22 protein-coding genes are annotated in these 24,002 nt (G+C 62.6%); 11 read left to right on the top strand and 11 right to left on the bottom strand.

Annotated elements, in window-relative coordinates:
• Window positions 1-12 precede the first annotated feature (12 nt).
• The 11 genes from AC2FM3_RS10445 to pdeM all read left to right on the top strand — a co-directional run bounded on the left by AC2FM3_RS10445 (window position 13) and on the right by pdeM (window position 12,135).
• Window positions 13-642: an OmpA family protein gene (locus tag AC2FM3_RS10445; protein WP_496681407.1), complete on the top strand. Its 630-nt coding sequence runs from the start codon at window positions 13-15 to the stop codon at window positions 640-642.
• Between the two features lie 198 nt (window positions 643-840).
• Window positions 841-2,076, top strand: a complete 1,236-nt coding sequence (locus AC2FM3_RS10440) for a CpaE/TadZ family protein (protein ID WP_496681406.1) — start codon at window positions 841-843, stop codon at window positions 2,074-2,076.
• 27 nt (window positions 2,077-2,103) lie between these two features.
• Window positions 2,104-3,552, top strand: coding sequence for a TadA family conjugal transfer-associated ATPase (locus AC2FM3_RS10435; RefSeq protein ID WP_496681403.1), 1,449 nt, complete (start codon window positions 2,104-2,106; stop codon window positions 3,550-3,552).
• A gap of 11 nt (window positions 3,553-3,563) precedes the next feature.
• A complete protein-coding gene (locus tag AC2FM3_RS10430; protein WP_496681400.1) occupies window positions 3,564-4,532 on the top strand; it encodes a type II secretion system F family protein in 969 nt (322 codons plus the stop codon).
• Between the two features lie 10 nt (window positions 4,533-4,542).
• Window positions 4,543-5,526 (top strand): type II secretion system F family protein, encoded by a 984-nt coding sequence (locus tag AC2FM3_RS10425; RefSeq protein WP_496681398.1) that lies wholly within the window; start codon window positions 4,543-4,545, stop codon window positions 5,524-5,526.
• 4 nt (window positions 5,527-5,530) lie between these two features.
• Window positions 5,531-6,112: a tetratricopeptide repeat protein gene (locus tag AC2FM3_RS10420; RefSeq protein ID WP_496681395.1), complete on the top strand. Its 582-nt coding sequence runs from the start codon at window positions 5,531-5,533 to the stop codon at window positions 6,110-6,112.
• A 29-nt stretch (window positions 6,113-6,141) separates the two neighbouring features.
• The gene (locus AC2FM3_RS10415) at window positions 6,142-6,993 is read left to right on the top strand and encodes a tetratricopeptide repeat protein (RefSeq protein ID WP_496681392.1); all 852 of its coding nucleotides are present in this window, start codon (window positions 6,142-6,144) and stop codon (window positions 6,991-6,993) included.
• 3 nt (window positions 6,994-6,996) lie between these two features.
• A complete protein-coding gene (locus tag AC2FM3_RS10410; RefSeq protein WP_496681390.1) occupies window positions 6,997-7,542 on the top strand; it encodes a prepilin peptidase in 546 nt (181 codons plus the stop codon).
• A 118-nt stretch (window positions 7,543-7,660) separates the two neighbouring features.
• The gene (locus AC2FM3_RS10405; RefSeq protein WP_496681387.1) at window positions 7,661-8,968 is read left to right on the top strand and encodes a DUF8689 domain-containing protein; all 1,308 of its coding nucleotides are present in this window, start codon (window positions 7,661-7,663) and stop codon (window positions 8,966-8,968) included.
• A 52-nt stretch (window positions 8,969-9,020) separates the two neighbouring features.
• Entirely contained in the window at window positions 9,021-11,429 is a 2,409-nt protein-coding gene (locus AC2FM3_RS10400) for a ligase-associated DNA damage response DEXH box helicase (protein ID WP_496681384.1), read from the top strand.
• Window positions 11,430-11,472: 43 nt separating this feature from the next.
• The gene (gene pdeM, locus AC2FM3_RS10395) at window positions 11,473-12,135 is read left to right on the top strand and encodes a ligase-associated DNA damage response endonuclease PdeM (protein ID WP_496681381.1); all 663 of its coding nucleotides are present in this window, start codon (window positions 11,473-11,475) and stop codon (window positions 12,133-12,135) included.
• Between the two features lie 4 nt (window positions 12,136-12,139).
• Here pdeM and AC2FM3_RS10390 read toward each other — a convergent pair whose 3' ends face one another.
• From AC2FM3_RS10390 to tolA, 11 genes are all read right to left on the bottom strand, one after another.
• Window positions 12,140-12,883, bottom strand: coding sequence for a LytTR family DNA-binding domain-containing protein (locus tag AC2FM3_RS10390; protein WP_496681379.1), 744 nt, complete (start codon window positions 12,881-12,883; stop codon window positions 12,140-12,142).
• 224 nt (window positions 12,884-13,107) lie between these two features.
• Window positions 13,108-13,998 (bottom strand): bifunctional methylenetetrahydrofolate dehydrogenase/methenyltetrahydrofolate cyclohydrolase FolD, encoded by an 891-nt coding sequence (folD, locus tag AC2FM3_RS10385; RefSeq protein ID WP_496681376.1) that lies wholly within the window; start codon window positions 13,996-13,998, stop codon window positions 13,108-13,110.
• Window positions 13,999-14,053: 55 nt separating this feature from the next.
• Window positions 14,054-14,359, bottom strand: coding sequence for a chorismate mutase (locus AC2FM3_RS10380; RefSeq protein WP_496681374.1), 306 nt, complete (start codon window positions 14,357-14,359; stop codon window positions 14,054-14,056).
• 57 nt (window positions 14,360-14,416) lie between these two features.
• Window positions 14,417-16,093 (bottom strand): formate--tetrahydrofolate ligase, encoded by a 1,677-nt coding sequence (locus AC2FM3_RS10375; protein ID WP_496681371.1) that lies wholly within the window; start codon window positions 16,091-16,093, stop codon window positions 14,417-14,419.
• Between the two features lie 165 nt (window positions 16,094-16,258).
• Window positions 16,259-16,834: an MOSC domain-containing protein gene (locus tag AC2FM3_RS10370; RefSeq protein ID WP_496681369.1), complete on the bottom strand. Its 576-nt coding sequence runs from the start codon at window positions 16,832-16,834 to the stop codon at window positions 16,259-16,261.
• Window positions 16,835-16,929: 95 nt separating this feature from the next.
• Window positions 16,930-18,846: an ATP-dependent zinc metalloprotease FtsH gene (gene ftsH / locus AC2FM3_RS10365; protein WP_496681367.1), complete on the bottom strand. Its 1,917-nt coding sequence runs from the start codon at window positions 18,844-18,846 to the stop codon at window positions 16,930-16,932.
• A 76-nt stretch (window positions 18,847-18,922) separates the two neighbouring features.
• Window positions 18,923-20,176 carry a tRNA lysidine(34) synthetase TilS gene (tilS, locus tag AC2FM3_RS10360; RefSeq protein ID WP_496681366.1) on the bottom strand — a complete coding sequence of 418 codons (1,254 nt, stop codon included), beginning with the start codon at window positions 20,174-20,176 and terminating at the stop codon, window positions 18,923-18,925.
• Window positions 20,173-20,997, bottom strand: a complete 825-nt coding sequence (gene ybgF, locus AC2FM3_RS10355) for a tol-pal system protein YbgF (RefSeq protein ID WP_496681363.1) — start codon at window positions 20,995-20,997, stop codon at window positions 20,173-20,175. Before ybgF ends, tilS begins: the two co-directional genes overlap by 4 nt.
• Window positions 20,998-21,001: 4 nt before the next feature.
• The gene (gene pal / locus AC2FM3_RS10350) at window positions 21,002-21,502 is read right to left on the bottom strand and encodes a peptidoglycan-associated lipoprotein Pal (RefSeq protein WP_490361187.1); all 501 of its coding nucleotides are present in this window, start codon (window positions 21,500-21,502) and stop codon (window positions 21,002-21,004) included.
• Between the two features lie 89 nt (window positions 21,503-21,591).
• The gene (gene tolB / locus AC2FM3_RS10345; protein WP_496681360.1) at window positions 21,592-22,911 is read right to left on the bottom strand and encodes a Tol-Pal system beta propeller repeat protein TolB; all 1,320 of its coding nucleotides are present in this window, start codon (window positions 22,909-22,911) and stop codon (window positions 21,592-21,594) included.
• Entirely contained in the window at window positions 22,908-23,999 is a 1,092-nt protein-coding gene (gene tolA, locus AC2FM3_RS10340) for a cell envelope integrity protein TolA (RefSeq protein WP_496681357.1), read from the bottom strand. Before tolA ends, tolB begins: the two co-directional genes overlap by 4 nt.
• Window positions 24,000-24,002: the final 3 nt, after the last annotated feature.

Here is a 24,002-nt window from a genome sequence, read left to right as displayed (position 1 = left end):
GAGGACAGACCAATGCAAAAGTGGATGATCACACTGGGTCTTGCAGTCGCGGTTGCCAACTGCACCCGAGAAGCCGGCTACGAGATCGACCAAGGCGCCTTTGGCAATGCGACCCTGAACAACGTTCAGGTCATGAACGGCGAGTTGTCCTATGGCCAGATCCTGGCTCAGCGCTTCGCGGCCGAGGTCCCGACCCAAATCAACTTTGCCTTCGACAGCGCCCAGTTGGACGAGTCGGCGCGCCGGATCCTCTTGCAGCAGGCCAACTGGATCAAACAGTTCCCCGAAGCCCGGTTCCGCGTCTATGGACACACGGATGCGGTCGGCTCGCAGAGCTACAACTACAACCTGGGTCTGCGCCGCGCGAATGCGGCGGTGAATTTCCTTGTTCAGCAGGGGATCTCACGCGCGCGCCTCGAGGCGTTGGTGTCGTTCGGCAAGACCAAGCCTTTGGTGGCGACACCGAATCGCGACCGCCGCAACCGGCGCACCGTGACCGAGGTATCCGGCCTTGTGGACCGCCATCCCAACATCCTGGATGGGAAATACGCCGAGGTCATCTATCGCGAGTATGTCGAAAGCGCGACCTACCCGAGCAAGTTGAGCCGCGAGACGGCGCTGGGCGAGACCAGCGAACAATAATTGGAAATCGGGCGACATCGTCGCCCGTTTCCCTACAATTGGTTTTTTTGCGCCCCATTCTTGCCCCAGTTCCAAGCGACATTGTGAACAATTGGGTGACCTGCGGCCGAAATTGGCCGCAACAGGGCGACAGCAAACCGACACACGATTCTCGACCGTATCGACGTTTGCTGCGCTCCTACGACGAGGATTGTGTTAATGACGAGCGCCACGCCGCAAAATGATGATACCGCCATTCTGGCATGTACGATCAGCCGGGACGTGCAGAACTTCGACCTGCTGATCGAGGACATGGAAACCGCCCTGGGTGAACGCTGGGGTGATCTTGGTTTTGCCGAAGCGCTTGCCTTTTTCAACCAACCCGAAGCCGAATCCCTTCAATTCGTGGCTCTGGCCATCGATGGCGAGGATGAAGACGATCTGACGCTGATGGGCGAGATCATCACGAAGGCCAAGGACAAAAACATCAAGGTTGTTCTGATCGCCGAAGACGTCACGCCGGCGGCGCTGCATCAACTGCTGCGCAAGGGGGCGGACGAGTTCGTTCCCTACCCTCTGCCGGAAAACGAGTTGCAAGAAGCCATCGACCGAATAAACCAGCCCGATCCCGAACCGGTGCCGCAACCAACCGCCGTGCCGCTGGCGGCCGGGTCGCCGAAGGAAGGCGCGCTTCTGGTGGTTCAAGGATTGGCCGGCGGCGTCGGCGCCACGACCATGGCGGTGAACCTTGCCTGGGAACTTGCGACCGTTTCGGGCAAGGATGCCCCTCGGGTCTGCCTGATCGACCTTGATCTTCAGTACGGGACCGTATCGACCTATCTGGATCTTCCCCGCCGCGAAGCCGTGTTCGAGATGCTGTCGGACACGGCCGCCATGGATGATGACGTGTTCGCACAGGCGCTGCAGAAATTCGATGACAAGCTCGACGTGCTGACGGCCCCGTCGGACATGGTGCCGCTGGACCTGCTCACGCCCGAAGACATTCAGCGCGTGATCGACATGGCCCGCAAACACTATGACTACGTTCTGATCGACATGCCCAAGACGCTGGTGCATTGGTCCGAAACGGTGTTGCAGGCTGCACATGTGTATTTCGCCCTGATCGAACTCGACATGCGCTCGGCCCAGAACGCGCTGCGTCTCAAGCGGGCGCTTCAGGCCGAGGAACTGCCCTTCAACAAGTTGCGTTTCGCGCTGAACCGCGCGCCGAAATTCACCGATCTCAATGGCAAGAGCCGGGTCAAGCGCATGGGCGAAAGCCTGGGCATTTCAATCGACCTGCAGCTGCCGGATGGTGGCAAACCGGTTCTTCAGGCCGGCGATCACGGATTGCCGCTGGCCAATTCCGCCGCCAAGAACCCGCTGCGTCGGGAAATCGCCAAACTTGCTCAGTCATTGCACAGCCTCGGCAGCAACAGCGCCGAGGCCGCATAATCACAGCCCCCAAGGGGAGGAGCCGCCGTGTTTTCACGATACAAGAAGCAACCAGCCGCTCAGCCGGTGGCCACGCCGACCGAGACCGCCAAGTCTCCGGAAGCACCTGCGAGCTCGGCCCAGCCGTCATCTTCGACGGCCGTCGCGCGCAAGCCCGCGGTCAAAAAACAGGGCGAAGTCAAGGGAATGGACCGCGAGCGCAAGCGCAAAGAGCGCCTGAGCGAAATCAAGATCGAGCTGCATCGCGAGCTTCTGGAAAACCTGAACCTAGCTGCGCTGGAAAACGCGTCCGAGGCGGAACTTCGGGCCGAGATCAGCGCCATCGCAAGCGAAGTCCTGGAAGCCAAGAACATCGTTCTTAACCGCGAAGACCGCTCGCAGCTGAACAAAGAGCTGTATGACGAGGTGACCGGACTCGGTCCTCTGGAAACGCTGCTGCAGGACGACACGGTCAGCGATATTCTGGTCAACGGCCCGCATCAGATCTTTGTCGAACGGTTCGGCAAACTAGAGTTGAGCGACGTCACCTTCAAGGATGAAAAGCACCTGATGCGGATCATCGACAAGATCGTGTCGGCCGTGGGCCGGCGTGTCGATGAGTCGAACCCCTATGTCGACGCCCGCTTGGCAGATGGGTCGCGTTTCAACGCAATGGTCCCCCCTATCGCGGTGGATGGATCGCTGGTGTCGATCCGGAAATTCAAGAAAGACAAGCTCAGCATCGACGACCTTGTGAAATTCGGCGCCTTTACCGAGGAAATGGCCGCTTATCTTCAGGCCGCGGTGTCCACCCGCCTAAACATCATCGTGTCGGGTGGTACCGGCTCGGGTAAGACCACCACGCTGAACGCTTTGTCCAGCTTCATCGACGACGCCGAACGCATCCTGACCATCGAGGACACGGCGGAACTGCAGCTGCAGCAAACCCATGTTGGCCGGATGGAAAGCCGCCCGCCCAACGTGGAAGGCAAGGGCGAAGTCAGCCCGCGCGACTGTCTGAAGAACGCCCTGCGGATGCGCCCCGACCGCATCATCGTCGGCGAGACACGCGGCGCCGAGGTGATCGACATGTTGCAGGCCATGAACACCGGCCACGACGGCTCGATGACCACGATCCACGCCAACTCGGCCCGCGACGGTATCTCGCGTCTGGAAAATATGATCGCGATGGCCGGGATCGAAATGCCGATCAAGGCCGTGCGCAGCCAGATCGCAAGCGCCGTGAACCTGATCGTGCAGGCCAGCCGCCTGCAGGACGGCTCGCGCCGCATGACCTCGATCACCGAGATTACAGGCATGGAAGGTGACGTGATCTCGATGCAGGAAATCTTTCGTTTTCAACGCGTTGGCCTGACACCCGATAACAAGATCATCGGTCACTTCACGGCCACGGGCGTACGCAGCCACTATTCGGAACGGTTCCGTCTTTGGGGGTATGACCTGCCCGCATCGATCTATGAACCGACGACCATGTAGGAGAGCCGGACATGCAACTGCCTACCGAGGCGCTCATCTATGTCGCGATCTTCGTCGGGGTTCTGGCGCTGGTCGAAGGCATCTATCTGGTGGCTTTCGGCAAGTCCATCAGCCTGAACAGCAAGGTCAATCGCCGTCTGGACATGCTTGACAAGGGTGTCGGTCGCGAACAGGTGCTGGAACAGCTGCGCAAGGAAATGCAGCAGCACATGAAATCGCAGAGCATCCCGCTCTATTCCCTGTTGGCCGACAAGGCGCAAAAGGCAGCGATCGCCTTCAGCCCGCGCCAGTTGATCATGATGATGGCCCTGCTGTCGATCGTTGCCTTCATGGGGCTGAGCATCGGCACCCGCACCGAGACACTGTTGCGGGTTGCGCTGTCGGTGGCGATCGGGGTCGGTGCGGTCTATGCTTGGGTGAACAGCAAGGCCAAAAAGCGGATGGCAATGCTGGAGGAACAACTGCCGGATGCGGTCGAACTGATGGTGCGCTCGCTGCGGGTGGGCAACCCGTTCGTATCGTCCGTTCAGATCGTCGCCAACGAGGTCGAAGACCCGTTGGGTACCGAATTTGGTGTGATCGCCGACGAATGCGCCTATGGCCGCGACGTGGGCGAAGCGCTCAAGGACATGGCCGAGCGTCTGGACATGCAGGACCTTCGCTTCTTGGCCGTTGCGGTGGGTATTCAACAGCAGTCCGGCGGCAACCTGGCCGAAATCCTTGCCGGTCTTGCCAAGGTGATCCGGGCCCGCTTCCGTCTGTTTCGGCGCGTCAAGGCCATCACCGCCGAGGCACAGTGGTCGGGCAAGTTCCTGTCAGGGTTCCCTGTCGGCTGCCTGCTGTTTATCCTGGTGAAGGACCCAAATTATTATGACTCGGTCCTTGATCACCCGTGGTTCATCCCGGCCTGCTTCGTTGTCGGCATCATGCTGACCTTGAACCTGATCGTGATGCGCATCCTCACCAACATCAAGGTCTGAAGGGGCAAGCATGGAAATCCTGAACCAAATCAATGATTTTCTGACCCAGCAGTTGGGAGAGTTCGGGCCGCTGATCGTCGTGGGCGTGCTGGGCCTGTTCATGATCCTAATCACCATCCCCATTCTGCTGAACCAGCCCGAAGACCCCCTGAAGAAGCTGCAGCGCGCCAACGCGGCGCCCAAGCGCGAAAAAAAGAGCAAAAAGGACCAGCTGCGCAATTCAAGCCGCAACGAACAGCTGGAGAAATTCGCCAACTTTCTTGAGCCGAAGGACCAGGAAGAATATTCCGCCATGGAGCTCAAGCTGCGTCAGGCCGGTTACCGGTCGAAGGACGCGGTTCGGATCTTCCATTTTGCGCAGTTCGCTTTGGGAATTTCCGGCATCATCATCGGGGTGTTGCTGGTCACCGTGTTCAACAACGGGCAGGAATTTACCGGCCAGCAGATGATGATCCGCGTGCTGGTGCCCGGTGCCATCGGCTATTACATCCCCAAATACTGGATCACGCGCCGCATCGAAGAACGCAAAGAAGCCATCACCGCCGGCTTCCCCGATACGCTTGACCTGATGCTTGTCTGCGTGGAAGCGGGTCAGTCGCTGGATCAGGCCATCGTTCGCGTGGCGTCCGAAATGCAATCATCCTATCCGGAAATCGCCCAGGAATTTGAAACCGTTGCCTATGAAATGAAGGCGGGCAAGGACAAGGACACGGTTCTACGCGACTTCGGCACCCGCTGCGGCGTGCAGGACGTCAGCTCGTTCGTGACCGTGATGATCCAATCGGCGACTTTCGGCACCTCGATCGCCGATGCATTGCGGGTCTATGCGGGCGAGATGCGTGACAAGCGGGTTATGCGCGCGGAAGAGGCCGCAAACAAGTTGCCAACCAAAATGACGCTTGCCACAATGATGCTGACGGTCCCGCCGCTGCTGATCATTCTGATCGGGCCTTCGGCCAAGGGGATCATGGACTTTACGAACATGAGCAAATAGCCGGATGCAGACGTCGCTGCTTCGCGTCACAAGAACAGGGATTTTCATCCTGACAACCACCGCGGCCGCATCCGCGGTGGTTTCGTGTACCGAGACAGGCCTGACCCAAGGCCCCTACCCCCCGGGGATCGACCCCAAGGGCGGCCCGGTCGACGAAGTTGCCGTCGGCAACCGCCTGATGGCCGCCGGAGAATACGAACTGGCGCTGGAGTCTTTCACCCGCGCGGCGCTGGCCGAAGGGATGACCGCCGAGATCCTGACCTCGATCGGCACCGCCAATCTTGGGCTCAGGCGTCTTGGCCAGGCGGAACCGCTGTTGCGCGAAGCCGTGGAGAAAGACCCGGAATGGCCGATCGCCTGGAACAATCTGGGCGTGTTGCTGATGGAAACCGGTGAATATGCCGAAGCCTCGCAGGTGTTCCAACGGGCCTATGCGCTGGACAATGGCGAAAGTGACGCAATCCGGGACAATCTGCGCTTGGCACTCGCAAAAATGGAAAATCCTGTTAATAATACTACGCAAGAACAAGAATTCCGGCTTGAGCAACAAGGGGATGGGGCATTCCTGTTGCGCAGGAACCGATAACAGAGGCACGAGCAGCAAGGGACGCAAAAATGCGCCACAGCTTTCTGATTCCCACAGTCGCGGCATGCGGGCTCATCTTGACGGCCTGCGCCAAGGAAACCGAGCAGGAAAAGGTCGAACGCACGTTCCAGGAAGTGAACGTCATCGACGAGACCAACCTGAACGACGTGATGTTGAATGCGTCGAATCCGGACGAGGCCGTCACCTATTTCCAGGGCGCCGCCAGCAAGAACCCCGACCGGATCGACCTGCAGCGTGGCCTGGCCATTTCTCTGGTTCGCGCCAAACGCAGCACCGAAGCCGCGGTCGCGTGGAAACGCGTGACCACGATGCCCGGTGCCACCAGCGCCGACAGGGTGGAATATGCGGATGCGCTGGTCCGCAGCGGAAACTGGAAAGATGCCAAGGCAGTCCTTGATTCCGTGCCGCCGACGCACGAGACTTTTAAGCGATACCGCCTCGAAGCCTTGGTCGCCGACGCCAACAAGGATTGGAAACGCGCCGATCATTTCTATGAGACCGCCGTGGGTCTGACGACCCGACCGGCCGGTGTCATGAACAATTGGGGGTATTCCAAACTGAGCCGCGGCCAGTATGCCGAAGCCGAGCGGCTGTTCACCGAGGCCATCCGCCAGGACAAAAACCTGTTCACCGCCAAGAACAATTTGGTCTTGGCCCGAGTCGCACAGGGCAACTATTCCATGCCCGTGATTCCCATGACCCAGGCTGAACGGGCCGAGTTGTTGAACACGATGGCGATCTCGGCCGTCAAGCGCGGCGACGTGAACCTGGCAAAGAACCTGTTCCGCGAGGCCATCGCGACGCACCCGCAGTATTTCGACGAGGCGGTGCGATCGTTGCGCGCACTCGAGGAAGCCTGATAGATGACCATCCCTTCTGCCGCGGCACTGTGGTTCTTGCCCTTTGTCCTGCCCATTTGCCTGTATGTCGCCTTTACCGACATGCGTGAGATGCGCATCAAGAACCACGCGGTCGTCGCCTTGGCGGCCGTGTTCGCGGTGGTGGGCCTGATCGCGGTTCCACCCTGGTCGGGCGATTGGCTGCCCGGAACGCTTGGCCCGCTGTCCTTTTCGCTGCCGGTCTACGCCTGGCAGTTGTATCACCTGATCGTAGTCCTGTTTCTTGGCATCCTGCTGAACGCCGCAGGCGTCATGGGGGCCGGTGACGCCAAATTCTGCGCCGCCGCCGCCCCCTATGTTTGGTTGGGCGACCTTCTGTCGGTTGCCGCCATCCTGATGGCCACGGTCTTGGCAGCGTTCACGACCCACCGACTGGCGAAACATACCGGCCTGCGCCGGTTCGCGCCAGAATGGAAAAGCTGGGACCAGGGCAACAAATTTCCTATGGGTCTGGCGCTTGCCGGGGCTCTGGCCATCTACCTAATTCTCGGCGCCATTTACGGTTCTTAAACCATCTTTCCTGCGCCGCGCCCGCGCCATGGTGCTGCCACAAAGCTGCGCCAGATTTTCCACATCCGCCCCTTAACGGGGGACTACCGTGTGACATTTTGATGGACGAGCAGCGCTCATGAATATGCAGACCACTTCCGTGATGGCCCCCCCTTCCCCGAAAGGGCTGGAGGAAATGCAGCTTCCGCTGGTGATGATGCGGGACATCCTTCTCAAGACCATCTTCCGCAAGAACGTCGACACGGTCACACAGATTTCCCAGGCGGTCTGCTTGCCGGCATCGGTCACGCAGGAACTGGTCGATATCGCCCGCGAACAAAAACTGCTCGAGGCGACCGGCACGCTGAACGCCAACAGCGGAAACGAGATGGGCTATCAACTGACCGATGCCGGCAAGGCGAGGGCGCTGGATGCGCTGAGCCAGTCCGAGTATTTCGGCGCTATGCCCGTGCCGCTGGACGTCTATCGCGAACAGGTCAAGCGCCAGTCGATCCGCAACATCCAAGTCACCCGCGAGCAACTGACCGGCGCCATGGGTCATCTTGTCCTGCCCGACAGCCTGCTGGACCATCTGGGGCCCGCGGTCAGCGCCGGTCGCTCGATCCTGATGTATGGTCCGCCGGGCAACGGTAAGTCCTCAATCTCGAACGGGATTCGCGATGCGTTGGGCGACAATGTTTATGTGCCGCGCGCGATCGAATATGCCGGCCAGGTGATTACCGTCTATGATCCGATCGTGCACAACGCGATCGAAGACGAACCAGACGACCCCAACAGCCTGCGCCGCCGCAAGCGGTTCGACTCGCGCTATGTTAAATGTGAACGCCCCACGGTGATCACCGGCGGTGAACTGTCGCTGAGCATGCTGGACCTGGTCTACAACCCTACGGCACGCACCTATCAGGCGCCGCTGCAGCTGAAATCGACCGGCGGCATCTTCATCGTGGACGACCTTGGCCGCCAGGCCGAGCCGCCGCAGGCCCTGATCAACCGGTGGATCGTTCCGCTGGAAGAAGGCAAGGACATTCTGGGTCTTCAGTCTGGTGAAAAGTTCGAGGTGCCCTTCGACACGCTGGTCATCTTCTCGACCAACTTTCACCCCAACGAGATCTTCGACCAGGCCGCGCTGCGCCGGATCTTCTTCAAGATCAAAATTGACGGCCCGAACCAGGAAAACTTCCTGAAGATCTTTGCCATGGTCGCCCGCAAGCGCGGAATGCCGCTGGACGAGGCCGCCCTGGTGCATCTGTTGAAAGTCAAATACCCGACCATCAACAATGTCTATGCGAACTATCAGCCGATCTTCCTGATCGACCAGATGATCTCGATCTGCGAGTTCGAGGGCATCCCCTATCAGATGAGCCCCGAATTGATCGACCGCGCCTGGGCGAACATGTTCGTCAAGGACGAGAAAATCGTCAAATAAGACGATCCCAAACCGCATTCCGCTTTGACACCGGGCGGGCTAGTCTGCGTCCATGACGCAGACTCCCGCCCGAATAGACGCCTGGTTCTCTGCCAGGGGATGGTCCCTCCACCCGCACCAACAGGCCATGATCGACAGGGCGCAGGCCCCGGCGACGCTGTTGATCGCGCCCACGGGCGGCGGCAAGACGATGGCCGGGTTCCTACCCTCGCTGATCGAACTGGCCGATGGGTATGAGGGGCTGCACACGATCTATGTCTCGCCTCTCAAGGCGCTGGCCGCCGACATCAAACGCAACCTGCGCGGCCCGGCCGACGAGATGGGGTTGCCGATCCGGATCGAAGACCGCACCGGCGACACCACCCCCTCCCAGAAGAAACGCCAGCGCGTGGACCCGCCGCATATTCTGCTGACGACCCCGGAAAGCCTGGCGCTGCTGACGTCCTACGAGGACGCGCCGCGCATGTTCCGGGGCGTCCAGCGCGTGATCGTGGACGAGATACACGCGTTGGCCGACAGCAAGCGGGGCGACCAGTTGATGCTGGCCCTGGCCCGCCTTCAGACGCTGTGTCCCGATCTGCGGCGCGTGGGCCTGTCGGCCACAGTCGAGGACCCGGACGCCATCGCGCGCTTTCTGGCCCGCCACCCCGACCCTTGCAACATCGTTATGGCAGACCCCGGCCCCGACCCCGATATCGCCATGTTGCAAACGGCCGAAATGCCGCCGTGGGCCGGGGGCGGCGCGGCCTATGCCATCCCGGCGGTGCTGGAGCAGGTCCGGCAGCACAAGACGACGCTGATCTTCCACAATACCCGCGCCCAGGCCGAGATCTTCTTTCACAACCTGTGGCTGGCCAATGACGAAGGCCTGCCCATCGGCATCCACCACGGCAGCCTCGACCGGCAACAGCGCGAACGGGTCGAAGCGGCGATGGTCCGTGGAGACCTGCGCGCCATCGTCTGCACCGGCAGCCTCGATCTGGGGATCGACTGGGGCGACGTGGATCTTGTGATCCAGATCGGCGCCCCCAAAAACGTCAAGCGCCTGGTCCAGCGGATCGGGCGGGCCAACCACCGCTACAACGCGCCGTCCAAGGCTCTGCTGGTGCCTGCAAACCGGTTCGAGGTGGTCGAATGTGTTGCCGCGCTGGAGGCCGCGCGCGAACACGACCTGGACGGCGAGCCGCGCGGCTCCGGCCCGCGTGACGTATTGTGCCAACACATCCTGATCGCGGCCTGCGCCGGGCCGTTCGATGCCGATGCCCTGTATGCCGAGGTCACCTCGGCCGGGCCTTATGCCGATCTGTCCCGCGCGGCCTTCGATGCCTGTCTGGAGTTCTGCGCCACCGGTGGCTATGCGCTGCGGGCCTATGACCGCTGGCAGCGCCTGCAAAAGCGCCCCGACGGGATGTGGCAGCTGCGCGACCCTCGCGCGGCGCAACGCATCCGCATGAACCTGGGCACGATCCAGGACAGCGATACCCTGAAGGTCAGGCTGAAGCGCAACCGGGGCGGCAAACCCTTGGGCGAGGTCGAAGAGGCCTTTGCCGCATCGCTGACCCCCGGCGACACCTTCCTGATCGGCGGTCAGATCGTGCGCTATGAAGGACTGCGCGAAACGGTTGTCGAAGTCACGCGCCGTGCGGACAAAAAGCCCAAGGTCGCCACCTTCTCAGGCACCAAGTTCGCCACCTCGACTCAGCTGAGCGATCGCATCCTGCGGATGTTCACACAGCCCGACTGGCCGCAACTGCCCGAACATACGGGTGAATGGCTGGATCTGCAGCGTCGGATGTCGCGGCTGCCCGAGCGTGACCGGCTGTTGATCGAGAGCTTTCCAAATGACGGCCGCGAAAACCTGTGCGTTTACGGCTTTGCCGGACGCAACGCACAACAGACGCTGGGCCTGCTGCTGACCAAACGGATGGAGGAAACCGGGCTGGCCCCGCTGGGCTTTGTCGCGACCGACTATGCCACGCTGATCTGGGGCCTGGACGCGGTGAACGACCCCAGCCCCCTGTTCCAGATCGAGGCCCTACGCGACGGGTTGGACAACTGGCTGGCGGGCAATGCGGTGATGAAGCGGACCTTCCGCGCCTCGGCCACCATCGCCGGGTTGATCGAGCGCAATACAGGTGGCCAACGCAAAAGCGGGCGGCAGGCGACCTTTTCGTCGGACATCCTGTACGACACGCTGCTGAAATACGACCCCGACCACCTGCTGATGCAGATCACCCGCGAAGAAGCCATGCGCGGGCTGGTCGATTTCGGACGGATCGAGGCGATGATCGCGCGCATCGGCGACCGGATCGACCTGGTCCGGCTGGATCGGGTGTCACCGCTGGCGGCGCCGTTGCTGCTCGAGGTGGGAAAGGTTCCGGTCAAGGGCGCGGCCGAAGAACGGCTTCTGGCCGAAGAAAGCGCCCGCCTGCTGGCGGCCGCGGGTCTGTCGCCGGACTGAGAATCAGGTTGAAAATACGCGCGGATCAGGCAAGGACCGGACCATGAACAGCCTCGCGTTCTCGTTTTCCGGCGTGCGCCTGCACGCCCTCGGCTCGGGTGCCTTGTGGTGGCCCGATCATGACCTGCTGTGCGTGTCGGACCTGCATCTGGGGAAATCGGCCCGCATGGCACGACGGGGCGGCCCTGCTCTGCCCCCCTATGACACCCGCGACACGCTGGCGCGCCTGACCGCGGACCTGGAGCGGACCGGGGCCAAGACCGTGATCTGCCTTGGAGACAGCTTCGACGACATTGAGGCCGCTGATACGCTGGATGAGGCGGACCGTCTGCGGATCTCGACCCTGCAGGCCGGCCGCCTGTGGATCTGGATCGAGGGCAATCACGATCCGGGGCCCGTGTCCCTGAGCGGCGCCCACCTGGCCGAGTGGCGCCGCGCGCCGCTGGTATTTCGCCACATCGCCCAAAACGATGCGCAGGGCGAAGTCTCGGGTCACTATCACCCCAAGGTGCGGCTGCGGGCCCGGGGCCGTTTGATCACACGTCCGGCGTTTCTCTTCGACGATCAGCGGCTGATTCTTCCGGCCTATGGCACCTATACCGGAGGGCTGCGCAGCAGTGATACCGCTTTGTCCGGCTTGATGGGGCCCGAGGCGCGCGCGATCCTGACCGGGGTGCAGCCGCGCCTCACCGCCATGACGCGGTGACCGGTCAGACCAGACCGGCTTCTTCCAGATTCGGTTTGTATTTCCGGCTGACCGGGACAAGATCGCCATTGCAAAGGCGCAGGAACAGCTTGCCACCGGCTTTCTCGACACCCTCGACCGCCGCCTCGGTCACCCAATGAGACCTGTGCGCACAATGGCCGATGACCGGGTCCATTTCGTCCATGGCATCGCTCAGGCGAAGACGCACGGTGTAGACCCCCTGCGTCGTCACGACGTCGACGTGGTGACCCCGAGCGCTGAGCCGAACAATGTCGCCCGAGAAATCCTCGGGCAGGCGCCGAACCAGACGCGGGCATTCCATGGGCCGCTGCTCGGCAGAGTCATTCCTGATGCTTTTGGACGCCAGAACAAGGCCTGTTCCCAACAACACCCCATAGGCACCGACCGCGCCGAATCCCGGAGACTGGTAGCCGCAAGCCGTAAAAAGGAGCACGGTGAAGGCCCAGAACACCGGCGTAAAAAACAAAATGATCATCAGCGCGACGGCATAGTCGCGCGTCGTCATTCCCAAATGCCCAAAACGTCGCAAGGCGAATTTTCGCCCACTTCTGACCGCCAGAATCGCCAGAGCCATGAGTCCGGTCCAAAACGCCAACCGCAGAGGGTAGGACAATTCCAGTTCGTTGAACGGATTGACCGAGTAGGCCAACAACGGAACAAAGACAAAACCAGCCACAAGCCGTTGCGGCGTGCACTCGGCCCCGATACCGCGCAACATCGACGTCATTCCAACTCACCACCCCACCCCGATCCCACACCGTTCAGGCCAGGGCTGCCGGGCGCCTTCACCTTTCAACACTCTGATAAGATGGAATTATCATGAAAACGACCGGCATCCAATACGATCGGTCGCCAGTAAACTATTCGTGTGCAATCCGAGCAGTCAGGCTGGCCGGCCATTGCGTCCAGCCGGTTGCCAGGTTGCGGCCATGCTCTGGCCGCAACCTGTGGTCATGCGGTCAGACCTTCGGGCTCGGGCAGACCATTTTCCCGGCAGCAGGCCGTCAGGGTATTCGCCAGCAGGCAGGCGATCGTCATCGGTCCGACACCGCCCGGAACGGGGGTAATCGCACCTGCCCGTTCGGCCGCACTTGCATAGTCTACATCCCCGACCAGCTTGGTCTTGCCATCGCGCTCGATCCTGTTGATGCCCACGTCGATCACAGTTGCGCCCTCCTTGATCCAGTCTCCGGGCACCATCTCGGGGCGGCCCACGGCGGCCACGACGATATCGGCACTGCGCACCACGTCGGGCAGGTTCTTGGTGCGGCTGTGCGCGATGGTCACGGTGCAGCTATCGCCCAGCAGCAGTTGCGCCATCGGCTTGCCCACGATGTTCGACCGGCCGATCACCACCGCATCCAAGCCGGACAGCGAGCCATGATGATCCCGCAGCATCATGAGGCAGCCCAGCGGGGTGCAGGGCACCATGGCCTTCTGCCCGGTGGCCAGCAGGCCCACGTTCGAGATGTGGAACCCATCCACATCCTTGGCGGGGTTGATCGCATTGATAACCAGGTCTTCATTCAGATGCTTGGGCAACGGCAACTGCACCAGGATACCATGCACCGCCGGATCGTTGTTCAGCTTGTCGATCAACGCCAGCAGGTCCTGTTCGGAGGTATCGGCGTCCAGCTTGTGCTCGTACGAGTTCATGCCGACCTCGACGGTCTGCTTGCCCTTCGAGCGGACATAGACTTGGCTGGCGGGGTCCTCGCCCACCAGCACCACGGCCAGACCGGGCGTGATGCCGTGTTCCTCTTTCAGCTTCGCGACCTTGTCGGCCACCTGCGCGCGCACCTTTGTTGCAAACGCCTTGCCGTCGATAACTTGGGCTACCATCCCTCGATCCCTTCTGTTCAAACACCGGGCCGGGCGCATGCGGCGCCCGGTTCGTTCAACTCGGGCCGAGCACACGCTCTTCGCGCGCGATCGACCAATCTATCAGGATGCGCCACAGCCTTTCGGCAAGATCGGGGTCCAGGCCCAAATCGACCGAGTTCGAACGCACCTTTTGCACCACGTCTTCGACACGCTCAGGGATTCGGGCCGGAAGGCCCTCGCCCGGCTTCAGCTCGGACGCGCGGTCGATATAGGTTGCGCGCGTCACCAGCAACTCGATCAGCTGACGGTCCAGCTTGTCGATCTGATTCCGCAGTTCCTGCATGGTTCTACAGTCCTGCGGCGGTGTCAGAGTGGACATCGCAATCTCCTCATGGCCCGGGGATTCCCCGGACCACGAGATGTCTTATTCGGCGGCTTAGAACAAGCCCTCGATCTGGCCTGCGTCATTGAGTCGGATCGTCTCGGCCGCCGGTTTGCGGGGCAGGCCGGGCATGGTCATGATCTCTCCGCACACCACCACGATAAAGCCAGCACCGGCGCTCAGGCGTACTTCGCGCACCGGAACCGAATGACCGGTGGGTGCCCCGCGCAACGCCGGATCGGTCGAGAAGGAATACTGGGTCTTGGCCATGCAGACCGGAAGGTTGCCGTATCCGGCGGCTTCCCATTCCTTCAGCTGGTTGCGGATCTTGGCATCGGCCAGCACCTCGTCGGCGCGGTAGATACGCTTGGCTATGGTCTCGATCTTTTCGAACAGCGGCATCTCGTCGGGGTAGATCGGCGCAAAATTCGCGGTGCCGGCATCAGCCAGTTCCACGACCTTGCGGGCCAGATCCTCGGACCCTTCCGAGCCCAGCTCCCAATGGCGCGACAGAACCGCCTCAACCCCATGCTCGGCGCAATAATCCTTGACCGCCTGAACCTCGGCATCGGTATCGGTGACGAAGTGGTTGATCGCGACGACGACCGGCACACCGAAGGATTTCACGTTCTCGATGTGGCGGCCCAGGTTGGCACAGCCCGACTGTACAGCCGCGACGTTTTCGGCGCCCAGATCGGCCTTGGCCACGCCGCCATTCATCTTCATCGCACGCACCGTGGCCACGATCACCACCGCCGACGGCGCGATGCCCGCCTTGCGGCACTTGATGTTCATGAACTTCTCGGCGCCCAGATCGGCCCCGAAACCGGCCTCGGTCACGACATAGTCGGCCACCTTCAGCGCGGTCTTGGTTGCAATGACCGAGTTGCAGCCATGCGCGATGTTGGCGAACGGGCCGCCATGCACGAAGGCCGGATTGTTTTCCAGCGTCTGCACCAGGTTGGGCTGCATCGCGTCCTTCAGCAGAACGGTCATCGCGCCCTCGGCCTTGATGTCGCGGCAATAGACCGGCGACTTGTCGCGGCGATAGGCCACAATGATGTCGCCCAGACGCTTTTCCAGATCCTTCAGGTCGTTGGCCAGGCACAGAATCGCCATCACCTCTGAGGCCACGGTGATGTCGAACCCACCTTCGCGCGGGAAGCCATTGGCCACACCACCCAACGAGCAGGTGATCTGGCGCAGGGCGCGGTCGTTCATGTCGACCACGCGGCGCCAGGCAACGCGGCGCACGTCGATTTCCTGCTCGTTGCCCCAATAGATGTGGTTGTCGATCATCGCCGACAGCAGCGAGTGCGCCGAGGTGATCGCGTGGAAGTCGCCCGTGAAATGCAGGTTCATCTCTTCCATCGGAACGACCTGCGCATAGCCGCCGCCCGCAGCGCCGCCCTTCATGCCGAAGTTCGGGCCCAGCGAGGCCTCGCGGATGCAGATCATCGCATTCTTGCCGATGCGGTTCAGGCCGTCGCCCAGACCGACGGTGGTGGTGGTCTTGCCCTCGCCCGCCGGGGTCGGGTTGATCGCGGTCACCAGGATCAGCTTGCCGTCCTCGCGGTCCTGAACCGAGTTGATGAAGCTCTGGCTGACCTTTGCCTTGTCGTGGCCATAGGGCAGCAGATCGTCGCTGGAGATGCCCAGCTTGGCCCCGATCTCCTGGATCGGCAGCTTTTTCGCCTCTCTCGCGATTTCAATGTCGGATTTGTAGCTCATTGGGCAAGGTCCCTGATTGAATTCCGTGCAAAACCGACGCCAAGCGCCGGTGCTGTTCAACCCATACCGTCGTGCTCTGCGGGAATGGATGTGGATTCCGACATTTTCGAGCCGCGAAACGGCGTTGTCACCGTTCAGCGGTTTCGAATGGGAAACGCTTGCGCGTCAGGGCGACCAGGGGCGCTGATCGGGAACAAACAGGGTCAGGGTGTCGCCCAGCGTCACGGCCCCCGGTCGTTCGACCCAGGCCGTCGCCCCGCGCCGCCCTTGTGCGGCTGGCTTAAACCCAGCGCCATGGCCGGGCGCGTCAGCCTCGATCTCGCGGCCAGGCAGCACGCAGGGGCGGTTTTCCATGTCGATGGTCAGTGTCATCCCGCCGCTGGCCTGCAGGCGAGAGGATGGCGGGACATGGGTAAAATCCGGAATCCCCTGCACAACGACGCTGGCCCCCAGCAGGCCCGGATCCAGGCTGTCAATACCCATTTCGTCGGCGATATCGGCCAGTTCCTCGGCCGACAGGATCGTCAGCTGGCGCACGTTGCGGATCTCCGTGCCCCGTGGATACAGATTGCTGACCCGCACGCAGGAAGGGCGGTTCAGCCCTTGGTGGCGCGCACCGCTGTCGCCCGCAAAATCAAGGTCCAGCCGGTCTACCGAGCGGGCACGCAGAGAGTCCCCGGCCGGGACATGCCCCAGCCAGACGACCGTAGCCTTGAAATCGGTTTCGCGCAAAACGGGCATGGGAGTTTCCTTGTCTGTCGGTTTATCCGTCGCAGCCTGCGTCCCATTGCAGGAAAGGCAAGAAAAAACCCGGCGCGTGGGCCGGGTTTTTTGCGTCAGGCAGTGGGTTCGGGCTCCATCCCGCCCTCGGGCGGAGATTTCTTGGGCTTGGTCTTCGGAATTGCCGTCACGCTGGCCGCGCCACCCTGATCGGGTGTACCGCTTTCGTCATCGCCTGCGTGCGGTGGCTCGCCCTTCATCACCCGCTTGATCTCGTCTCCGGTCAGGGTTTCGTATTCCAGAAGGCCCTGCGCCAGACGCTCCCATTCCTCGTGATGGTCGGTCAGGATCTGGTGCGCGCGCTCATATCCCTGCTGGATCAGGCGCTTGACCTCTTCCTCGATCAACTCCTTGGTGTGGGCCGAAACCGAGAACCCCGCGGTATTGCCCTGATAGCCCTCATGCGCCTCGGCATAGTCGATATTGCCGACCTTGTCGGACATGCCCCAGCGCATCACCATGGCCCGCGCCAGCTGGCTGGCCTGCATGATGTCGCCGGCCGGGCCGTTCGAGACGTGATCCTCGCCGTATTTGATGACTTCGGCGGCCTTGCCCGCCATGGTCATGGCCAGCTTCTGCTCGCACTCGTCTTTGTGATAGTTCAGCTGGTCCATCTCGGGCAGGCTGACCACCATGCCCAGCGCACCGCCGCGCGGAATGATCGTGGCCTTGTAGACCGGATCGCACAGCGGCAGGGTCATGCCGACAACGGCATGGCCGGCCTCGTGATAGGCGGTCTTTTCCTTCTGGTCCTGAGTCAACACCATCGAGCGGCGCTCGGCCCCCATCATCACCTTGTCCTTGGCGTTCTCGAAATCCTCCATGGTCACGAAACGCCGACCGACCCGCGCGGCCATCAAAGCCGCCTCGTTCACCAGGTTGGCAAGATCGGCGCCCGAGAACCCGGGTGTGCCGCGCGCGATGATGCGCAGATCGACATCCGGGCCAAGCGGCGTCTTGCGGGCATGCACCGCAAGGATCTTCTCGCGTCCTTTAATATCGGGATTGCCGACGGTCACCTGACGGTCGAACCGACCGGGGCGCAGTAGCGCCGGGTCCAGCACGTCCTTGCGGTTGGTTGCTGCCAGGATGATGACGCCTTCGTTGGCCTCGAACCCGTCCATCTCGACCAGCAGCTGGTTCAGCGTCTGTTCGCGTTCGTCGTTGCCACCGCCGTAACCGGCGCCACGGTGGCGACCCACGGCGTCGATCTCGTCGATGAAGACGATGCAAGGCGCATTCTTCTTGGCCTGTTCGAACATGTCGCGCACACGGGATGCACCGACACCCACGAACATCTCGACGAAGTCCGAACCCGAGATGGTGAAGAACGGCACGCCGGCCTCACCCGCAATCGCCCGGGCCAGCAGCGTCTTACCGGTACCCGGAGGGCCGACCAGCAGCGCGCCTTTGGGGATCTTGCCGCCAAGGCGCGAGAATTTCTGCGGGTTGCGCAGGAACTCGACGATCTCTTCCAGTTCTTCCTTGGCCTCGTCGATGCCCGCCACATCGTCAAAGGTCACGCGGCCATGCTTTTCGGTCAGCATCTTGGCCTTGGACTTGCCAAAGCCCATGGCACCGCCTTTGCCGCCACCCTGCATCCGGTTCATGAAATAGACCCAGACACCGATCAACAGCAGGAAGGGAAGCAGCGTGATCAGGAACGACTGGAAACCCGATTGCTGTTGCTTCTCTGCCCGAACCGGGATGTCTTTCTCGATCAGCAGCTTGGTGACCTCGGCATCACCGGGTTTGATCGTGACATAGTTGCCGCCGGACCCCGTGGTATAGCGGATCTGTTCCCCGTCCAGCGTCACGTTCTTGACGTCGCCCGCTTCGACGGCGCTGACGAAATCGGAATAGGTGCGTTCGTTGCTCTGAAGCGTTCCACCTGGACCGCTGAACAGGTTGAACAATGCAAGGATCAGCAGGAACAGAACGACCCAGAAGGCGATGTTGCGCGCGTTGCCCAAGAAATATCTCCCAAAAGACTTCGGCAGATCACAACCTGCCGTGTTGACCCTTAAAATAGAGATGATTGGCGCAGGTTCAATGCGATAAAAACGCGGCCTGAACCTGGGCCCGCGCGGGGACGATTTCAGCCATCCAGCCATTGGCCAGACCAGCCAGCGGCGCCGACAGCAGGTGATCGCCCCGCCAGACCGCGGGCGTCGAACTCAGCACGACCCGCGGCAATCCCTCGGCGCGCCAGTCCGGTAACTGTCTCAGTCCAACCTCTCCCAGCGCGCGCGTCTCGGCGCCGTCGGTGTCCGGCCCGCGCAGAATCCAGCGCCCATCCCAGAGGTCGCCCGGCCTGGCAACCTTCCCGAACACGGCGTTCAGCTCTCGGCAAATCCACGCAAATTTCCCGGACGGAACGATCTGGCATCCTCCGATCACAGCGGCTTGCCCTGCCGCAATCGCGGCCATCGCGCGCGCGACCGTGGCCTGACGCGGAGGGTAGTCTTCCCCCGCGATCCAACGCACGAACCCCACGACCAGCCGTCGCTGAACTTCTGGCGGAGCGGCGGCGAAGCCCGCCCGGTCCAACTGGATACTACCCGCGTGCTGGGTCGCGATGCTCTGGGCCATTTCCCGCGCATATCGTTGCAAGGCTTGATCTGCCCGTCCCATGTTTTCAGCGACGCGCGCCAGAGTTTCGGCAGTGATCCCCAGTTCGGACAAGCCCGCCAGCGCCTGCCGGGCCTTGATCCGGTCGAACCGACGGTCCTGATTCGAAGGGTCCTCTGCCCAGCCGACCCCTTCCGTGTCCAGATAGGCGCGCAGATCGGCACGGGTGGCAAACAGCAAGGGCCGATACAGGGTGACGCCTCCCATGTCCCGCATCACGGGCATGGCCGACAGGCCGGTAACGCCAGCCGCGCGGGCAAGGCGCATCAGAACGGTTTCAGCCTGATCATCCGCCGTGTGCCCCAGGGCGATGGCCGCTATGCCCCGTTCCGCCGCCCAACCGCGCAGCAATTGATACCGCGCCCGCCGGGCCTGATCCTGCAGGTTGCCTGACCCGTCCCAATCCCTCCATTCCAGGATCGTGTGCGGGATATTCATCTGTTCGCACAGCGCAGCCACCCGGGCCGCTTCATCCCCGGCCTCGGGACGCAAGCCGTGGTCCACCGTGGCCGCGAACAGGCGGATGCCCTCACCCCCTGCGACGCGCGCCAGCAAATGTAACAGGGCGGTTGAATCGCAGCCGCCCGAAACCGCGACTCCCAGCCGAGGCGGCAAGGGGCTGGGCAGCCGCGTCCGAAGCCCGGAAAGAAGGCTCTCGGTGTCGCGGGTCAAGAGCAGTCCAGCGACGCCATTTCCTGCGACGCCGCGGAAACGAAACCCGAATCGGGAAAGCGCACCGAAACCTCGCCCAAGGTTATGCAGGCCTGTTCGACCTGTCCCAGACGGCCCAGCGCAGCGCCCAGTTCGTACAGGGCCTCGGGGGCTACGGGACCCTCGGATTCGACGGTAAAACTTGCCAGAAACGCCCGCGCGGCTTCACGCGTGTCCCCCAGCCCTTCCAACGCCTGACCGCGGCGCAGATTGGCCTCGGCGGCCAGCGGGCTGCCAGGATACTTGGCGTCGAATTGCGCCAGCAGGTCGGCGGCCGTCTGGAAATCACCATCGGCCAGGGCCTGCGCCGCCTCGTCGAAATCGGCCTGCTCGCCCACGGCAAGCTCGACCTGGCCGGCACCCTCTGCGATGTCCGGCGCCGGTGGGGTGACGATCGTCGCGGCGTCCTCGCCGCCAAGGGGCGCGGTCGGCTCGCCGCTGAACTCACAGCCCGGCTCCAGCTCGCAAAGCCGAAACTCGAGATCACCGATCCGGTTGGTGCCGTCGCTCACGATGTTCTGGATACGCTGGTTCAACTGCTCGGTCTGGCGGGTCAGCCGCTGCAATTCGGCCTCAATCGCATCAACCCGTTCCAGGATCGAGCTGCCGGACAGGTTCGGCGCGGGCGCGCCGGTGGTCGAAAACTCGCGCTTGAGCCGCTGGATTTCGACATGCAGCACGGTCAACTCCTGCCGGATATCCGCCAGGGTCTGCTGATCCTGCGCCTGCGCCCCGGTGGCGACGGTCAGGGCCGCCGCCAGCACCAAACCTGCAACCTTCATACCGTCACCCCGCGGTCGAACCGGTCAGCACCGTCACCGCGCGGCGGTTCTTGGAGTAGCATTCCTCGGTGCTGCAAATCTCGATCGGGCGCTCTTTGCCATAACTGATGGTCTGCAGGCGGTTCCCGGCCACCCCGCGCGAAATCAGAAACTCGCGCGCGGCATTGGCCCGGCGGGCGCCCAGCGCCAGGTTGTATTCCCGCGTGCCCTGTTCGTCGGCATGGCCTTCGATGGTGGCGGTATAGTCGGTATTGGCCAGCAGCCAATCGGCCTGGCCCTGCAGAATGGTCTGTGCCTCAGGCGACAGCGTGGACTGATCGACCGCGAACAGAACCCGGTCACCGACCGCCTGCTGGAAATAGGCCGGCGAGCGCGGATCACTGGCCGAACCCGGCACCAGCGCCCCGGCCCCGCCTGCCCCGCCCAGGGCCGACGGATCATTGTTGGTACAGGCGGTCACCAGCGCCAGCGCGCCCAGTGCCGCGATCTTGCTCAATACGTTCATTTCAATCGCCTCTGGTTCCATTTTGTTGTTTGACGCCTGTCTATCACAGCCAAGGTACCTTGTGAACGTCGGCATCATTGACGATCAGTTCATTTCAACAACGGCCCCCATGACGGATCGCTGCCCCCGTCCGGTGTGCGGACCGGGCGTAGGTTGCGCCCCGAGATGTCGACCGAATACAGCGTAGACCGCCCGCTGGCCCCCTGTGTTTCGCGGGTGAACATGATGACCCTGCCATTGGGCGACCAGGTCGGACCTTCATCCAGGAACGAGGCGGTCAGCAGACGCTCTTCGCTGCCGTCCACGCGCATCACGCCGATGTGGAAGCGGCCCTTGTTCTGCTTGGTGAAGGCAATCAGATCGCCCCGCGGCGACCAGACCGGTGTGCCATAGCGGCCCTGGCCAAAGCTGATGCGGGTCGCCTCGCCGCCATTGGCGGGCATCACATACAACTGAGGCTGGCCCGACCGATCACTTTCAAAGACGATCCGCGAACCGTCCGGCGAATAGCTTGGTGCGGTTTCGATGGCAGGCGTATTGGTCAGGCGTACGCTCTGCCCCGAGGCCAGATCCATCTTCCACAGGTCGGTATTGCCGCCCTGGGTAAGCGAATAGACGATCGAGCGACCGTCGGGCGAGAACCGCGGCGAAAAGCTCATGGTGCCGTCCTGCGTTTTCAGCTCCTGCTTTTTCACCCGGCCCACATCCAGCAGATAGATGCGCGGGCGGCCGCTTTCATAGCTGGTGTACAGCAGCCGGTCGCCCGCCGGTGAAAAGCGCGGCGCCAGAACGATGGCGGCACTGTCGGTCAGGTACTGCACATTGGCGCCGTCGTAGTCCATGATGGCCAACCGTTTGCGCCGCTGATCCTTGGGGCCGCTTTCCGACACATAGGCGACGCGGCTGTCGAAATAGCCACCCTCGCCCGTGATGCGGCTATAGACCTGATCGGCCACCTTGTGCGCCATCCGCCGCCATCCATCGATCGGGCCCGAAAACTGCAACCCGTTGCCCAGTTCCTGCCCCGAAAACACGTCCCACACCCGGAACCGCACCGTCAGGGTATTGCCCGAGAGGTTCACCGCGCCGGTCACCAGCGCGTCGGCGTTGATCGCCTTCCAGTCAGCGAACTGGATCGGGGCCTCGAAACTGCTGACCTGGCTGATGAAGGCCTCGGGCGCGATTTCGCGGAACAGGCCGGTGCCGGTCAGATCGGTGGCGACCACGCGGCTGATGTCGGTGGCATATTGCGTGGCGGCCGGGGTATCGGGCACGAAGTTCGGCACAGCGAAGGGCATCGGTTCGATGATGCCTTGATCCAGCTCCAGCCTCAGCGGCCCTGTCTGGGCAGACGCCGGGGCCGACAGCAAGGTCAGGCCGACAAGGAGGCTGGTCAGTAGTTTCATCATTTGATCCGCATCCTCTCGGGATTGAAGGTGATCTCAATATCCTTCCAATGCGCGTATTTGTCAGCAGGAAGGTCGTATCCTTTGGCACCACAGCGCAAAATCGCGCGTCGGGCGGCCTCGTATGCCTGTTTCGCGGCGCCCGCCGACCCGCCCGAGCTGTCCAGCATCCGCAGGCTGCCCGCAACGATCGTGCCGTCGCGGTTCAGCGAAAAGCCGACCACGACGACGGTTTGCAGGGCGTCGGTCGAGAGGGACCCCACGTTCCAGCACCGCGAAACGGCCAGACGCATCGCGTCTTTCTCGCCGCTTGTCAGGGGCGGGCCGGCCGGTTCCTCGGCGGCACCCAGCGCCTCGGCCAGGGCATCGTTGATGGCGGCCTGATCCTGTGGGGCCGGCTCGGATGGTGTATTGGTCTCGGCCACCTCGGGCTGAGCGGTTGGTTGCGGCCGGCTGGGCCGGACCCGCGGGCGCGGCGAACGTTGGGGCGACAGGTCCTTGCCTTGTTCCGCTTCGGTCACGATCTGGTCGGTCGCCTCTTCAGGGGCGGTCTGATCCTGTTGTTCTTGCTGGGTCTCGGCGCCCTCATCCAATGAAACGGCCGGTGTTTCGATGTCATCGGGCTTGGCATCCGGCGGTGGCGGCGCGATGGGTTCCGGCGCGATCTTGTCGGCGGGGCGCGGCTGAGACTCGGGCAAGGCGGGCAAAACGGCCACCTCGGGTTCGGGCTCCGCCAGAACCGGGGGCTGTTCGATGATTTCCGGCTCGGGCGGTGCCTCGACGGGGACGGGCTGAGGCTCGGGGTCTGGTTCCGGCGGAGTCACGGTTTCGGGTCGCGGTGGTTCCTCATCAACCGGCTCAGGGAGCTGAGGCGCCGGGGGTTCTGCGTCCGGAGTTTCAAGCCCACCAGGCGCCACCGCCACCGCCGGAGCCTCCCGCTGTGCAGTCAGCGCCGCGAATTGCTCGGCCGAGATCACCGACACCTCCTGCACGGCCATCGGCAGGGGCTCGGAGCGGAAGGTGCCGCCGAACAAGGCCCAGCCGATCAGGGTGACGTGGGCAATCGCCGAAATCTTGGTGCCGGTATCCACCGC

The sequence above is a fragment of the Ruegeria sp. BHSB172 genome (assembly GCF_059613165.1).
This window is presented reverse-complemented; position numbering and strand designations above follow the sequence as displayed.

Coding starts and splice junctions, on each gene's coding strand:
- AC2FM3_RS10445 (WP_496681407.1), top strand. CDS start 13: ATGCAAAAGTGGATGATCACACTGGGTCTTGCAGTCGCGGTTGCCAAC.
- AC2FM3_RS10440 (WP_496681406.1), top strand. CDS start 841: ATGACGAGCGCCACGCCGCAAAATGATGATACCGCCATTCTGGCATGT.
- AC2FM3_RS10430 (WP_496681400.1), top strand. CDS start 3,564: ATGCAACTGCCTACCGAGGCGCTCATCTATGTCGCGATCTTCGTCGGG.
- AC2FM3_RS10425 (WP_496681398.1), top strand. CDS start 4,543: ATGGAAATCCTGAACCAAATCAATGATTTTCTGACCCAGCAGTTGGGA.
- AC2FM3_RS10420 (WP_496681395.1), top strand. CDS start 5,531: ATGCAGACGTCGCTGCTTCGCGTCACAAGAACAGGGATTTTCATCCTG.
- AC2FM3_RS10415 (WP_496681392.1), top strand. CDS start 6,142: ATGCGCCACAGCTTTCTGATTCCCACAGTCGCGGCATGCGGGCTCATC.
- AC2FM3_RS10410 (WP_496681390.1), top strand. CDS start 6,997: ATGACCATCCCTTCTGCCGCGGCACTGTGGTTCTTGCCCTTTGTCCTG.
- AC2FM3_RS10405 (WP_496681387.1), top strand. CDS start 7,661: ATGAATATGCAGACCACTTCCGTGATGGCCCCCCCTTCCCCGAAAGGG.
- AC2FM3_RS10400 (WP_496681384.1), top strand. CDS start 9,021: ATGACGCAGACTCCCGCCCGAATAGACGCCTGGTTCTCTGCCAGGGGA.
- pdeM (WP_496681381.1), top strand. CDS start 11,473: ATGAACAGCCTCGCGTTCTCGTTTTCCGGCGTGCGCCTGCACGCCCTC.
- AC2FM3_RS10390 (WP_496681379.1), bottom strand. CDS start 12,883: ATGACGTCGATGTTGCGCGGTATCGGGGCCGAGTGCACGCCGCAACGG.
- folD (WP_496681376.1), bottom strand. CDS start 13,998: ATGGTAGCCCAAGTTATCGACGGCAAGGCGTTTGCAACAAAGGTGCGC.
- AC2FM3_RS10380 (WP_496681374.1), bottom strand. CDS start 14,359: ATGTCCACTCTGACACCGCCGCAGGACTGTAGAACCATGCAGGAACTG.
- AC2FM3_RS10375 (WP_496681371.1), bottom strand. CDS start 16,093: ATGAGCTACAAATCCGACATTGAAATCGCGAGAGAGGCGAAAAAGCTG.
- AC2FM3_RS10370 (WP_496681369.1), bottom strand. CDS start 16,834: ATGCCCGTTTTGCGCGAAACCGATTTCAAGGCTACGGTCGTCTGGCTG.
- ybgF (WP_496681363.1), bottom strand. CDS start 20,997: ATGAAGGTTGCAGGTTTGGTGCTGGCGGCGGCCCTGACCGTCGCCACC.
- pal (WP_490361187.1), bottom strand. CDS start 21,502: ATGAACGTATTGAGCAAGATCGCGGCACTGGGCGCGCTGGCGCTGGTG.
- tolB (WP_496681360.1), bottom strand. CDS start 22,911: ATGATGAAACTACTGACCAGCCTCCTTGTCGGCCTGACCTTGCTGTCG.